Annotated in this window: 14 protein-coding genes; 6 read left to right on the plus strand and 8 right to left on the minus strand. The window is 52.5% G+C overall.

Annotated features, from left to right (window positions below):
• The first annotated feature begins 44 nt into the window (after window positions 1-44).
• Together sspA and HCX89_RS11015 are read left to right on the plus strand one after the other, a co-directional pair.
• The gene (sspA, locus tag HCX89_RS11010) at window positions 45-674 is read left to right on the plus strand and encodes a stringent starvation protein SspA (RefSeq protein ID WP_025011321.1); all 630 of its coding nucleotides are present in this window, start codon (window positions 45-47) and stop codon (window positions 672-674) included.
• Window positions 674-1,126: a ClpXP protease specificity-enhancing factor gene (locus HCX89_RS11015; RefSeq protein ID WP_167716056.1), complete on the plus strand. Its 453-nt coding sequence runs from the start codon at window positions 674-676 to the stop codon at window positions 1,124-1,126. Before sspA ends, HCX89_RS11015 begins: the two co-directional genes overlap by 1 nt.
• Window positions 1,127-1,170: 44 nt before the next feature.
• Here HCX89_RS11015 and HCX89_RS11020 read toward each other — a convergent pair whose 3' ends face one another.
• The 8 genes from HCX89_RS11020 to HCX89_RS11050 all read right to left on the minus strand — a co-directional run bounded on the left by HCX89_RS11020 (window position 1,171) and on the right by HCX89_RS11050 (window position 7,245).
• The gene (locus HCX89_RS11020; RefSeq protein WP_167716058.1) at window positions 1,171-2,301 is read right to left on the minus strand and encodes a GGDEF domain-containing protein; all 1,131 of its coding nucleotides are present in this window, start codon (window positions 2,299-2,301) and stop codon (window positions 1,171-1,173) included.
• 122 nt (window positions 2,302-2,423) lie between these two features.
• Entirely contained in the window at window positions 2,424-3,062 is a 639-nt protein-coding gene (locus HCX89_RS11025; protein WP_044733662.1) for an NAD(P)H-binding protein, read from the minus strand.
• Window positions 3,063-3,120: 58 nt separating this feature from the next.
• A complete protein-coding gene (locus HCX89_RS22765) occupies window positions 3,121-3,675 on the minus strand; it encodes an alpha/beta hydrolase (RefSeq protein ID WP_217351530.1) in 555 nt (184 codons plus the stop codon).
• A gap of 6 nt (window positions 3,676-3,681) precedes the next feature.
• Window positions 3,682-4,212 carry an alpha/beta hydrolase gene (locus tag HCX89_RS22770; protein WP_217351531.1) on the minus strand — a complete coding sequence of 177 codons (531 nt, stop codon included), beginning with the start codon at window positions 4,210-4,212 and terminating at the stop codon, window positions 3,682-3,684.
• Window positions 4,213-4,219: 7 nt separating this feature from the next.
• Window positions 4,220-4,879 (minus strand): carboxymuconolactone decarboxylase family protein, encoded by a 660-nt coding sequence (locus HCX89_RS11035; RefSeq protein WP_167716060.1) that lies wholly within the window; start codon window positions 4,877-4,879, stop codon window positions 4,220-4,222.
• A gap of 101 nt (window positions 4,880-4,980) precedes the next feature.
• Window positions 4,981-5,484 (minus strand): cupin domain-containing protein, encoded by a 504-nt coding sequence (locus tag HCX89_RS11040; protein ID WP_025011315.1) that lies wholly within the window; start codon window positions 5,482-5,484, stop codon window positions 4,981-4,983.
• 4 nt (window positions 5,485-5,488) lie between these two features.
• Window positions 5,489-5,884 (minus strand): cyclophilin-like fold protein, encoded by a 396-nt coding sequence (locus tag HCX89_RS11045; RefSeq protein WP_062793749.1) that lies wholly within the window; start codon window positions 5,882-5,884, stop codon window positions 5,489-5,491.
• Between the two features lie 140 nt (window positions 5,885-6,024).
• Window positions 6,025-7,245, minus strand: a complete 1,221-nt coding sequence (locus HCX89_RS11050) for an MFS transporter (protein WP_071239093.1) — start codon at window positions 7,243-7,245, stop codon at window positions 6,025-6,027.
• Window positions 7,246-7,477: 232 nt separating this feature from the next.
• Between HCX89_RS11050 and HCX89_RS11055 the strand changes: the two genes are divergently transcribed.
• From HCX89_RS11055 to HCX89_RS11070, 4 genes are all read left to right on the plus strand, one after another.
• Window positions 7,478-8,377 (plus strand): LysR family transcriptional regulator, encoded by a 900-nt coding sequence (locus HCX89_RS11055; protein ID WP_025011314.1) that lies wholly within the window; start codon window positions 7,478-7,480, stop codon window positions 8,375-8,377.
• Between the two features lie 246 nt (window positions 8,378-8,623).
• Window positions 8,624-9,196, plus strand: coding sequence for an aminodeoxychorismate/anthranilate synthase component II (locus HCX89_RS11060; RefSeq protein WP_025889168.1), 573 nt, complete (start codon window positions 8,624-8,626; stop codon window positions 9,194-9,196).
• A 178-nt stretch (window positions 9,197-9,374) separates the two neighbouring features.
• Window positions 9,375-11,855: a prolyl oligopeptidase family serine peptidase gene (locus HCX89_RS11065; RefSeq protein WP_167716173.1), complete on the plus strand. Its 2,481-nt coding sequence runs from the start codon at window positions 9,375-9,377 to the stop codon at window positions 11,853-11,855.
• Window positions 11,856-11,993: 138 nt separating this feature from the next.
• On the plus strand, window positions 11,994-13,136 hold the full coding sequence (locus HCX89_RS11070) for an HDOD domain-containing protein (protein WP_167716063.1): 1,143 nt from the start codon (window positions 11,994-11,996) through the stop codon (window positions 13,134-13,136).
• Window positions 13,137-13,150: the final 14 nt, after the last annotated feature.

Raw genomic sequence — 13,150 nt, forward strand, 5'->3', positions numbered from 1 at the left:
TGCCCCTCGTTTACATTTGTTTTTTTCAATTCCGGAGGGTATCAATGGCTGTTGCTGCCAATAAACGCTCTATCATGACCCTGTTCTCAGGTGCCGATGATCTCTATAGCCATCAGGTTCGCATCGTATTGGCTGAAAAAGGGGTAACTGTTGATGTGTTGCAGGTGGATCCCAATGATATGCCAGAGGATCTGCTGGAACTCAACCCTTACAACTCAGTGCCTACACTGGTAGACCGTGAACTGGTGTTGTACGAAAGCCGTATTATCATGGAGTATCTGGACGAGCGCTTCCCGCACCCGCCGCTGATGCCCGTTTACCCAGTTTCCCGTGGTCAAAGCCGTCTGATGATGCATCGCATCGATACGGACTGGTATTGCTTGGTCGACCGTATCCGTAAGGGTGACCGCGCCGATGCGGCCCGTAAAGAGTTGCAGGAAAGCCTGCTGTCTATCGCGCCTGTGTTTGCCGAAATGCCTTACTTCATGAGTGAAGAGTTCGGTTTGGCTGACTGTTATCTTGGCCCCTTGTTGTGGCGTCTGCCAGTGCTGGGTATCGAACTGGATAACCGCGCGGGTAAAGACATCAAAGCCTATATGAACCGTATTTTCGAGCGTGAGTCCTTTAAGGCCTCTCTGACCGAAGCCGAGCGCGAAATGCGCATGGGTATCTGATGAAAGATTTGACCCCAAGTCGTCCATATCTGCTTAGAGCTTACTATGAATGGCTGATGGATAATCAGCTGACTCCACATCTGGTAGTGGATGCCACTGTGCCAGATATTCAGGTACCGCTGCAGTATGTTAAGGATGGTCAAATCGTACTGAATGTCGCCGGCAGTGCTGTCGGTGGCCTGAAGCTCGGCAACGAGTTTGTCGAGTTCAATGCTCGTTTCGGTGGTGTGCCACAGCAAGTGCTGCTGCCTATGGCTTCTATTGTTGCCATCTATGCCCGTGAAAATGGTGCCGGCACAGTATTCGATATGGAAGACGCCTATCTGCTTGAAGAGGGTGAAGAATCACTGCTGAATGTGGTTGAAGAGGTTGAACAGCCACGGACTGAAGCCGAAACTGAACCTACAGCAGACAAGCCCAAACGGCGTGGCCACCTGACTTTGGTTAAATAAAGCCGGGTTGACGCTTCAGCTACAGCATTGCAAAAAGCCAGTCACTATGACTGGCTTTTTCTTTTCAGCGGCTGCAATACCGTGCCGGCCAGCTCCACTCGGTTTCGACCATTTATCTTGGCCTGATACAGAGCCTTGTCAGCCTGTTTGAGTGCCTCGCTTGCACTATCTCCAGGATCGAGAGTTGCCAGGCCAACAGAAGCTGTCAGTTGTAGGTAATGACTTTGATATTCCAGGCCTTGTTGTCTGAGGGACTCAAGGAGTTGCTCGCCTCTTTGCTGCAGGGCCTGAGTCCCGGGTTTATCCAGCCTCAGCAGCAAGGCAAACTCTTCCCCGCCTATTCTGGCCAGTCGCTCCTGAGGCTTGAGCGCTTTTTTGAGCAGCTTACTGACATGAATAAGGGCGACATCGCCGGCATCATGGCCAAAGTTATCGTTTATCTTCTTGAAGAAATCCAGATCCAACAGGGCAAGTACCCAGCAGCCCGGCTGCTCTCTTTGCAGCGCGACTTGGCGCATGAATGCGCGGCGGTTGAGCAATCCGGTCAAGGTGTCTGTGTCGGCCTGATGTTGCAGTACCAACTCGGCGCGCTCGGCATACATTTCGCTGATCAGCAGTATGGCGCAGGAGCTGATAATACAAGAGCAGATCACCAAGGCCTTTAAAATGGCCAGAGTGTGTGTAGAAAGCAGGGCGATATCAGGGTGGGATGGCCAGCCGTGCAGCTCAAAGAAGCTGAACAACCCCAGATTGGCTAACATCAGGATCAGGATGGAACGCCATTCACGGATCTCAAACAGTACAACCAACATGATGGCAAACAGCAGGTAATAGCTGTGGATTTTGATACTGGTACCTTGGGCCGTCATTAAAGCTGTGGCGGCATCGGCCATCAACAGCAACATTAAACACCACCTGGCGGCAAAGAACTTTCCCTTGTAGTTGAGCAGTAACACCAGAGGAAGCAGGGCAACAAAGGGCAGCTGATTCAAGCCGGAAAGAATAAAGCCTTGGTTACCGCTGATATAAAAACCCAAAATAAACAGCAATATAGTTGTTACGGAAACCAGTACGCCCAAGTTGACCTGAATGACTTTGCGCTCCCGGGTCTTGATAGCGCATCTATCACACCCCAGCATCAGCAAAAAATTCAGCAACCTGGTCATATTGGGCATAGGCAAAGCACTTTTATAAGCCACTCGAAATATCAGCTTAATTCAAACCCAGTTGTTGAACCAGTCTTGGCGACAGATAGCAGCGGATTGCCGGTGAAGTTTGGCGGAAAGACCAATCTCTTTCAGCGGTAAGCGGCAGGCATCTCGCCCTCTGTGCCACTTTGACTTATTCCCAGATTACAGCGGCTATAGAGGCTAGGATTCTTGGCCAAAATGGCAATAAATCTACCCAAGCTGGCGCGGGAAGTTTCGGTCCCCAGAAAGCACTCGCCTTTTTGAGTAAGTTGAAACTCTTCTATCGGTTTATCGGTTAACCAGACGGGGCGCAGTATGGTGTAGTCGAGTGATGAAGCTTCGATAACATTGGCACTTCTGAGGTTAACAGGCCGGGTGAAACCCACCATACTCTTGTCCCAGCTATTGAAGGGTTCAGGAAGTTCTTCATAGATACCGCCGGCATTGAGTGCAACGAGGCGCTGCACCTGAGCATTTTCCATAGCGTGCACCAGATTTCGGGTCTTGCGGTCCAAATCCATTCCACCCATGGTGTTTATCACCAGATCGATTCCGGGCAATGCCGAGACCAGGTCATCGACTTTGTTGGCATCCCCCTCAACCAGCCGAACTCTGTCATTGTAGAGGTGTTGCAGTCGTTCAGATCTTCGAAGAAAAAGCGTCAGTTGCACTTCCTTTATCTCCAACAAACACGGCAAGATGGCTTGCGCCGAACGGCCATTGGCACCGATTAACAAAATGTGCATCAACAAACTCCATTAAAGATGAAGGCTGGACAGAGGAGAGCCTCTGTCCGCTTGAAAGTTATAAATACTCACCGAAGAATGCGTTCAACTTATCGAAGGGGATCCGCTCCAATTGGTCATAGAGGTCAACATGGTTGGCGTCTTCGATAATCAGCAGTTCCTTGGGAGAGGCGGCTTCAGCGAAAGCGGTTTCACTGAAATAGCGGGAATGTGCCTTCTCACCGTGGAGCAACAAAATGGGCCTGGGAGAGATTTCGGCGATATGAGTCAGCAGAGGTTGATTCATAAATGACATAGGGTTGGTGATGGTCCAGGAAGCATTGGAGTTGATGGCCCTTGGGTGAAAACCACGCGAGGTCTTGTAGTAATCGGCGTATTCCTGCACAAACCGGGGTTCACCTCCCTTAAGTTCCAGAGAGATAGGGCCATAGCCGGGTTTGCCATTTTCGGCATCCAACCAGCGCTGTTGGCTCAACTGGCCCAGAATTTCTTTGCGCTGCTCATGAGTCATGCTGTCGTTGTAGCCCTTGGACATGACCCGGGACATGTCATACATGGTGCTGGTTACCACGGCCTTGATGCGTTGATCCACTGCGGCAGCGTTCAGTGCCATGCCACCTCAGCCACATATGCCGATAATGCCAATTCGTTGGCGATCCACCTGGCTTTGCAAGCCGAGAAAATCCACGGCAGCACTGAAATCTTCGGTATTGATATCCGGGGATGCGACGTTCCTGGGTTCTCCACCACTTTCACCTGTATAGGAGGGGTCAAACGCCAATGTGGCAAAGCCGTATTCGGCCATCTTTTGGGCGTATAGGCCTGATGATTGTTCTTTCACCGCGCCGAAGGGGCCACTTATTGCGATTGCGGCCAGCTTGCCCTGCCTTGCTTTTGGCAGGTAGAAGTCGGCGGCCAGGGTGATGCCGTAGCGATTTTTAAAGGTGACTTTTTGATGTTCGACCTTGTCACTCTTGCTGAAGGTCTTGTCCCAACTGTCACTGAGCTTCAATTCAGACTCGGCCAATGCCGGAGTGGGGATGGTGGTTGCAATGGTCATGGCGATACCGGTTCCTGTCATTTTCAATAGTTCACGACGCCCATTATCGAGCGTCTCAGAGGGGGATTTTGCTGTGTCTAGGTTGTTCATGCTGGTGTTACTCTTGGTTGTAGGACTGGTGCTCCAGGTGCTGGTTCAGCGCGGTTTGAGCGCGCTCGGCGCTGGCTTGATTCACCAGTTGCTTCAAGCCGGTGATCACAGATGTGAGTTGCTCAGGTGTTAGTCTCAGATTCATGGCAATGGCTATGTGGGCCTGAAGTTGGGGTTCAGCGCCAGGCAAAACCGCCAACATGGCCAGCGTTGCGATTTCCCTGTCATGCCAGCTCAGGTTATCGCGGCTGAAAATATCACCGAATAAATGGGTCTTGAGAAACTCATCAATGGCCGGTGCAAAGTCAAACAGAGGGCCTTGGACAACGCCTCCAGCCAGTTGTGTCTGGTTGGCTGTACCCGTTGAGAGTAACGCATCACCTTTGGGGAGCGGATGACTGGGCAACTTGCCAATTTCATCTGTCACGCCGCGAGCCTTGCGTGTCTCAACTACTGACATAAGAGTTCCCAGCGCATTGAGGCTGCGGGGAAAGCCGGCGTAGGCATAAACCTGTACCAGTATTTCCTTGGTATCGTTGATGGTGAGTCCGGCATCCAGTCCCTGTTCCAGGGCGGTATCCAGCTTGGCCAAGTTACCTTCGGCGGCAAAAGCCGCAATAGGTACTATCGCTTGCTGTCTTGAGGTTAAAGGCTCTGGTTCTGTCATAGTGGGTGTCCTCGATTGGAGCGTATGGGGTGTTTGTCCGGCAGTCTGAAATATTGGGATGCAAAGACACAGTATCAGCGGCCAATAACTAATCCCGGGTTTCATGGGTGCTTCCCTGTCTTGTCTGCTTGATCCTGTCCCAGATACTGTTCATCGCTGACCTTTTCCAGCCAACTGACATTACGGCCTTCATTGTCTTGACCCGTGACCACAAGATGTGTCATCGCAGTCTTGGGAGCTGCGCCATGCCAGTGCTTTATGCCTGCAGGGCACCAGATCACATCGCCTGGCTTTATCTGTTGTCGAGGTTTGCCCCATTCCTGTGTGTAGCCTACGCCCTGAGTCACAATAATTTGTTGGCCTTTGGGATGGATATGCCAGGCTGTGCGGGTACCAGGCTCAAAGGTGACATAGGCTGCAGATGCATTGATTTCATCGGTCGCAGGAAACAGTGGGTCGATACGTGCTGCACCAGTGAAAAATTGCTCTGGCCCGGCAATTGAAGGCCGGGAACCTGATTCTGAGATACTTTGCTTTGGCTGAGCAGCCACATTTGGCAGCGAAATGAGCAATAATGTGCAAGTGAATATGAAGTTGAGTTTCATTGCTTTACTCCTTGTTAGAGTGAGACTTGAGCTGTTTACTTTCGATAAGCCCCGCTTTTTCTATGCGGATTTTCTGCCTGCCTGAAAATTTCATCAGCTCTTTGCCAGTGTCTATCCGCCCTAGCGGGATCAAGCCTTGGGCGTAGCCGTGATCACGATAGAAAATGGCCAGATTCCCCCAAGGGGCGTAATAGGTGAGGTCGCCAACCTTGGCCGAATGTCCGCTGGGGACATCCAAGGTGGAGAGCTTTTTGGGTAAGTCCGCGATTTTCTCACTGGCGCCATAGTCGCTCAGTTCAAGTTCAAGGGGTAACAAGGCAAGAAAATCCCGGCTGGCAGAGTTGTCTTCCAGGCTCGCGACCAGGGTTTTGCCGTCCAGTAACAGAGTTATGCTGTGCATGATTTTTGTCTCCTCAATCTGAGTGGATAACCGGTCTTGAGCCTGAGACATTTGTCCTCCAAGGAAAGGCAGGACAAACATAAATGCCTTGGTTTTCTTTAAACAGGCTGTATTGGTCAAAGGCTTTGTCCATGTCATCGTCAGACCCTATCCTTTTGGCTTTTCGGGGTTTCGTAGCCTTGTGTTACCCCGACCAAAGCTGTGGATAGCAACAGCAGCAGGGCGCTGATACCAAAACAGAGTTGGTGGCCACCAATGTCGAATAACACACCTCCCAAGGTAGAACCCAAGGCGATAGAGAGCTGAATGACTGCGACCATCAGCCCACCGGCTGTTTCGGCCGATTGCGGAATAGTCCGTGGCACCCAGGCCCACCAACCCACAGGGGCGGCTGTGGCGATAAGTCCCCAGAGGAGTAACAACACAATCACCAAGATCAATTGAGTGCCAAAGAACGCCAAACCGATTGCGCTGACGGCCATCAACAAGGGCATGATTTTCAGCGTCAGATAAAATTGTCGTTTCAGAGCCCCATTGATAAGGCTGGTGCCTATGAGCCCGGCCAGGCCTATGAGCAACAGGATCAGTGATAATGGCTTTACAGCCACTTGTGTGACGCTTTCCAGAAAGGGGCGAACATAAGTGAATAGGGTAAACTGCCCCATAAACAAACTGGCAATCGCCAGCATACCGGCCAGCACTACTGGAGTGCGTAACAAGCCCAGTACCGCAAAAGTGCCGCGGATCCTCGCTGAACGCTCTCTAACCGGCATGGACGGCAGGCTAAGCCATTGCCAAATCAGGGTGATGACAGCTATTGGCAATAAACAGAGAAAGGCGCCTCGCCAACCAAGCAGTGAGCCCAGATAAGCGCCGAGAGGGGCTGCCAAAATCATCGCCAAGGCGTTCCCACCATTGAAGATGGCCAGCGCCTTGGGGACTTGTTCACTCGGTACCAAGCGCATGGCAATAGCCGCCGACATGGACCAGAATCCACCTATGACGACACCGATCAGTGCCCGGCCCAGCAAGTAACTGGCATAGCTATCGGACAGACCTATGATGAGGCCGGAAATCCCCATCAGCCCAGTCAGTCCCAGAAGCAGTGTTTTACGGTTTATCTTACCGGCCTGTACCGGGATAAGTAAGCTGGTCACCACGGCCAATATGCCGGAAATGGCTATCCCTTGGCCGGCCATACCTTCGGTTATCTGCAGGGATGAGGCTATAGGAGTCAACAGGCTGACCGGCATAAATTCAGACGCAATTAGGACGAAGACACATAACGACATGGCAAAGACACCACTCCAGCAGGCGGTATCTTCAGTGGTTGGAAGCGGATCTGTAACTGAATGGCTCATAGATTGAGGATTTCCCCTCTGGAGTAGCTGGCACTGGTAGCCGCTGTTGGATGAATTTATGACCAGCAGAATAGGTCTGGACGCCTGTGGTAACAAGCGCTCTAGATTCATTGAAACTATGAATTCAATTCATTGATAATGGATATTTTTCGGTTATATTGGCCGGGTTTTCGAAGTATTCTTGTGAATATTTGATTGATTGGATGAGCTGAAGGTCAAGCCGGGGAATAATATGAAGCGGGAAGAATTGAGTGATTTAACTCTATTTATGGCGGTCGCTGAAGAGCGCAGTTTTACTCGCGCGGCGACCCGACTCGAGCTGTCTCAATCCGCGGTCAGCCATGCAATAAGGCGCCTGGAAGAGGGGGTTGGTATCAAATTACTCAATCGTACTTCCCGTAAAGTGTCCACCACAGATGCAGGTGAAAAATTGTTGGCGGCCCTCAAGCCCGGGCTGGGGATGATCAATGCGAGAATTGAAGAGTTGCGACTATTGGGTGATGCCCCTAGAGGGCTGGTGAGACTGGCTACCAGTAAACCTGCGCTGCGAACCCTGCTGTGGCCCAAGTTGTCACAGATAGTGCGTGACTACCCGGAAGTGCAGATTGAGCTGAATCTGGAAAGTCGCCTCACGGATTTGACCGAAGAACGTTTCGATGCCGGGGTAAGGCTGCGGGAGTTTGTCGGCCCGGACATGATTGCCGTGAAAATTGGCCCCGCTGTGCGATTGGCAGCCGTGGCCACCCCTGAATACTTCAAACGCCATGGCGTGCCAAAGCACCCCCATGACTTGGACGAGCATGCTTGCCTAGTATTGAGGTTTCATGCTCATGCACCCGTCTATGACTGGGAGTTTGAAAAAGAGGGCGAAGAGATAGTCAAACATGTATCCGGCCCCTTTATTTTCAGTGAGAGTGATGTGTGTATTGAAGCGGCCAAGGCCGGGCACGGCATTGCCTTTGTTACCGAAGCCGAAGTGACGGAAGAGATAGAGAATGGATCCCTTCGGCGGGTGTTGGCCGATTGGTGTCCGCCGTTTGAAGGATACTGCCTGTGTTATTCCGGGCGGCGTAATATCAGTTCGGCATTCAGGTTGGTTATTGACAGACTCAGGTATGAGGGTAAGGATTGAACTGGCATCAAGGAGAACCGGCCCAAGGCATCTATTATTCAGGATACAATAAGTTTGTCGTTTGAATGAGCCAATAGCTGACCGAATAAAGCTATCCTTGTTCATCCCCAGGTTGAACCAGCTCAGCGTTAAACGTAACATAGCGTGCGCAAAAAGATGGCGCCTGAAAAAAGATGGAACATCTCCAGCGGTATCTTGTTTGCGGCACTGTAAGCCCTATCTCTTAAATCAATCGGTTCCCGTTATATGCTGCTGATGATCGACAACTATGATTCCTTTACCTTCAATCTGGTGCAGTATTTTCAGCAGTTGGGGCAGCAGCCTGTTATCAAGCGCAACGATGAGATTGGGCTCGATGAGATCCGCGAGCTGGCGCCGGATTATCTGGTGATCTCTCCCGGGCCCTGTAGCCCGGATCAGGCGGGGATCTCGCTGGCCGCCATCGAATATTTTGCCGGTAAGTTGCCTATCTTGGGTGTCTGTCTTGGACACCAGTCGCTGGCTCAGGTATTCGGTGCCAAGGTGGTTCGGGCCAAGCGGGTGATGCATGGCAAGACATCGGCAATCAGTCACAATGGTCGCGGGCTGTTTCAAGGTCTGGCCAACCCCTTGACCGTGACCCGCTATCACTCGCTGCTGATTGACAGCGTGCCCGAAGGCTTCAGTCTGGATGCCTGGTATGACGACCCGGTACACGGGCGGGAAATCATGGCCATCAGCCATGCACAAAAACGCCTCTACGGCGTGCAGTTTCATCCTGAATCCATTCTGACCCAACAGGGGCTTGAACTGCTCAATAATTTCCTGCGTCTGGCTTAAGGAGCAGTGAGTCAGTCCCGGATTCGTACCAAGGCTCCATCCTTAACAAGCCTTTACAAGTTTTCAGCTTTTGCAGAACAACATCCTCTGGCAAATATGGTATAACAGGCCGCAATCGCTTGTTTTCTGTCATATGTCGCTTCCCGGCGGCCAAGATAACTATAAAAAAGGAAGGATGATGAAAAGCCTGATGCGTCATGCCGGTCTGAGTGTTTTGACTCTGGCCGTTCTCAGCGGCTGTGCCGCCACCGAGCCGCAACTCACCCCCCAAGAGATCACCAACCCCAGCCAAACAGTACCCTTGGCAGCGCCTCCTGTGGCCGACAAGCCGTTAACTCTGAATCAAATTATGGCGGATCCCGATTGGATGGGACTCGCCCCCAAAGGTGCCTACTGGAGCGATGACAGCCACGCTGTGCTGTTCGCCCGCCAGCAGAGTGCATCTGTGCTGCGCAGTTACTATCGTCAGGGAGTGACAGACAAACAGGCGCAGGAGCTGGCGTTGTCTGAACTGCATACAGTTTCGCAACGAGACGGTGTTCTGAGCCCGGATAAGCGCCGCAAGGCTTATATCTATCAAGGCAACCTGTTTGTGAAGGCGCTCGATAGCGGTGAGATCACTCAGTTGACCCGGCAAAATACCAAGGTTGAAGGGCTGCGTTTTTTAGCGAATGGCGATCTTGCCTATTGGCAGGCGGGGCAGATATTCAGATTGCATGCAGACTCAGGCCTTGTGGAGCAGCTCGCGGATATCAAGATGACCAAAGAGCCGGCACAGACCAAAGAGCCGGAAACTTATCTCGCCAAGGAGCAACACAAGCTGATCCGCTATGTGGCCAAACAGCAGGAAAACGCCAAGGCTCGGGAGACATATCAGCAGCAGTTACAGAATGAAGACCCGACCCTGTCGGCCAAGCCTTGGTATCTGGGTGAGAGTGAGCTGCTGGTGGAACTGAGCCTGTCGCCGGATGGCCGCTATGTGCTGCTGGCGTTGCAGGACAAGAGTTACAACTGGCGTGGCGAGCATGACATCATGCCCAACTATCTTGGTAAAGATGGCTATGTCGATCCTGTGCCCGTGCGAGCCAGAGTGGCTGAAGACAAGGCGCCAGGGCAGCGCTTGGTACTGCTGGACTTGCAGCAGCAGAGTAAGAAAGAGATAACCATCGAAGGTTTGCTCGGCTACAACCAGGATGTGTTGGCCGGCGTCAAGGCAGAAAACGCCAAGGCGAAGGGGGAACGCTACGAAAGTGAAAAAGCCCCGCGCAAGATCCAACTGATGCAGGATTGGGGCTGGAGTCAGAGCGCCATTCAATGGCAAGACTCAGGCAAGCGCTTGGCCGTAATGCTGGAAGCTGTGGACAACAAAGACCGGTGGCTGGCCAGTGTCGATCTGGCCAAGGGCAAGCTGGTTACTGAGCACAGGCTGCATGACGATGCTTGGGTCAACTATGACTACAATCAGTATGGTTGGTTACCCGGCAGCGACACCCTTTACTACCTGTCGGAAGAGAGTGGTTATTCGCAGTTGTATCTTAAGCCGCTCGGTGGCAAGGCGCGGGCTTTGACCTCGGGCAAGTTCGTGGTCAGTGACATCACTCTGAGCCCGGATAATCGTTATATCTACTACAAGGCCAACAAAGAACACCCCGGCAAGTACAATGTTTATCGGGTTGAGATAAGTAGCGGCAAGGATGAACAACTGACCCAGTGGAATGGAGTGCTCGACTACAGCCTGAGCCCGGATGGCCGTTCGCTGCTGTTGACCGCCTCCAGCCTGACCCAGCCGGATGAGCTCTATATTCAAGCCATAGGCGGTGAGCTGACCCAACTGACCCATTACACCAGCGACAGCTTCAAGAGCTATCCTTGGCAGGCGCCTGAGGTGGTTGCCGTGCCTTCCAGCCATGGCGCAGGTGAAGTCTATGCCAGGGTGTATCTGCCGGCAGGTTTCGACAAAGATCGCGCCGAATCATATCCGGCGGTGATCTTCAATCATGGTGCCGGTTATCTGCAGAATGCCCATTATGGTTTTTCCGGTTATTTCCGTGAGTTCATGTTCCATAACCTGCTGGCACAGCAGGGATATGTGGTGATGGACATGGATTATCGCGGCTCCAAAGGCTATGGCCGCGACTGGCGCACCGCAATCTACCGTAATATGGGGCATCCGGAAGTGGAAGACTTGGCCGATGGCGTCAAGTGGATGAGTCAGCATGCCAATGTTGATGCCAAGCGGGTAGGCACCTATGGTGGTTCTTACGGTGGCTTTTTGACCTTTATGGCACTGTTTACCCAACCCGAGTTGTTCCAGGCCGGTGCCGCGCTGCGGCCTGTGACCGACTGGGCTCACTATAATGCGCCTTATACCTCGAACATACTCAACACCCCGGACGTTGACCACATCGCCTATGAACGCAGCTCGCCCATCTATCATGCCGAGGGCTTGCAAAAGCCGCTGCTTATCATGAGCGGGGTAATGGACGACAACGTGTTCTTCCAGGACAGTGTCCGCCTGGTGCAGCGACTGATAGAGCTGGAAAAGCCGATGTTTGAGACGGCTATCTACCCGGTTGAACCCCATGGCTTCAGACAGCCATCGAGCTGGCTGGACGAGTATCGCCGCATCTATAAGTTGTTTGAACAAGAGCTGAAATAGTCACTTTGCAGGCCTCATTCGAGGCCTGTTTCTTTTTGGTATCAAGATTTTGCCGGTGTGACCGCTATATATATAACCCTAAAGGGACTAACATAAAAACACAGGGCCCGGGTGCGGGCGTGGCAGGAAGGCAACATTTTGGGCTTGTCGGTAGCGGGTGGGGTCAAACCCGGCAGTGTAATAGAGATAGAGCAGCGTCTGTATCAGCAGTTGATACTGGGCAAGCAACGCATTGACAGTGGTGACGATGAGCTTGAACCTGAGCTGGAGGCGGTGGCCTTCAAGCTTGAGGTTGAGCGCGAGGCGACTCTGGAGCGGCTCGCCAGGCAGCAACAGGCCAAGGCGCTTTATCAAAGAGTATCGGCTCAATTGACCGATACCCTGGCGGCTGAGCTTGGCAACCGTCTGGCTTCCATCGAAGATGTGACACGCTTATCAGGCATCACAGATAAACAGATCTTGCTGCTGGAATTATTGCAGCACCCAAGGCTTGATCTGGCACGCCTTCGTCCGGTCGTTGCCGAGCAGAGTTGGCTGGTGAGAGACTTGAGCTCTCTGGTGAACAGCCCCTCCTTCAGGGCCCGCAGGCCGCAGAATCTGGATGTGCAACTGACAGATCTCAAGCTGGTGCTCAGCTATATAGGTGTTGAGCACTTGCGGGTATTGATCCCTTACTACACCTGTCGTCATTGGCTGCCTACAGGCCACGCCAGTTTGCTTTGGACTGTGCGCAAGCTATGGCGTTTCTCTCAGGTGCAGGGCATTGCCGCCAGAACCCTGGCCAAGTTGCATGACTTGGATGCCCCAATGCTGTACGCGGTTTCCTTGATGCAGCAACTGGGGATCTCAGTGCTGCTCTCCATGAGCGCCAAGCTGTTTGAGCAGTTGCGCGGCTCATGGCTCAGGGAGGCGAGCAGCGACAGGGATAAGGCGCTCTATGATGCCATCGCCCTGTGTGATTTCCCCGCCGCCTTGGTCTATTCCCTGGTCAAGCAGCATGCGTTGTCACTCAATTGGCAACTGCCGGCCCAGCTTGGGTTTGCAGATGCGGCCATGGTGACTCTGCTCAAGGAGCGGGACACGGCCCTGGGGTTCAGCCAATTGTCACCCAATGCGGCAGTGCTGGCCAAAGCAGATTGTTTTGCCAAGTGTTTTTTACTGGAAGAGATGCGGCAACTGGAATTCAGGGACAGGCGGATCATGATGGCGTATCATGAGCTCACGGAACAGGAACTCATTCGTCTCAAAGGCCAGAATTACCGCAAACCCGAGCTGCTTTAAGCCGTTGCGGAGCC

This window comes from Shewanella sp. Iso12, from assembly GCF_012030025.1.
Lineage (GTDB): Bacteria > Pseudomonadota > Gammaproteobacteria > Enterobacterales > Shewanellaceae > Shewanella > Shewanella algae.

Bases quoted from the DNA above. Each gene is read 5' to 3' on its own strand.
- sspA (WP_025011321.1), top strand. From the start codon at position 45: ATGGCTGTTGCTGCCAATAAACGCTCTATCATGACCCTGTTCTCAGGT.
- HCX89_RS11015 (WP_167716056.1), top strand. From the start codon at position 674: ATGAAAGATTTGACCCCAAGTCGTCCATATCTGCTTAGAGCTTACTAT.
- HCX89_RS11020 (WP_167716058.1), bottom strand. From the start codon at position 2,301: ATGCCCAATATGACCAGGTTGCTGAATTTTTTGCTGATGCTGGGGTGT.
- HCX89_RS11025 (WP_044733662.1), bottom strand. From the start codon at position 3,062: ATGCACATTTTGTTAATCGGTGCCAATGGCCGTTCGGCGCAAGCCATC.
- HCX89_RS22765 (WP_217351530.1), bottom strand. From the start codon at position 3,675: ATGGCACTGAACGCTGCCGCAGTGGATCAACGCATCAAGGCCGTGGTA.
- HCX89_RS22770 (WP_217351531.1), bottom strand. From the start codon at position 4,212: ATGAACAACCTAGACACAGCAAAATCCCCCTCTGAGACGCTCGATAAT.
- HCX89_RS11035 (WP_167716060.1), bottom strand. From the start codon at position 4,879: ATGACAGAACCAGAGCCTTTAACCTCAAGACAGCAAGCGATAGTACCT.
- HCX89_RS11040 (WP_025011315.1), bottom strand. From the start codon at position 5,484: ATGAAACTCAACTTCATATTCACTTGCACATTATTGCTCATTTCGCTG.
- HCX89_RS11045 (WP_062793749.1), bottom strand. From the start codon at position 5,884: ATGCACAGCATAACTCTGTTACTGGACGGCAAAACCCTGGTCGCGAGC.
- HCX89_RS11050 (WP_071239093.1), bottom strand. From the start codon at position 7,245: ATGAGCCATTCAGTTACAGATCCGCTTCCAACCACTGAAGATACCGCC.
- HCX89_RS11055 (WP_025011314.1), top strand. From the start codon at position 7,478: ATGAAGCGGGAAGAATTGAGTGATTTAACTCTATTTATGGCGGTCGCT.
- HCX89_RS11060 (WP_025889168.1), top strand. From the start codon at position 8,624: ATGCTGCTGATGATCGACAACTATGATTCCTTTACCTTCAATCTGGTG.
- HCX89_RS11065 (WP_167716173.1), top strand. From the start codon at position 9,375: ATGAAAAGCCTGATGCGTCATGCCGGTCTGAGTGTTTTGACTCTGGCC.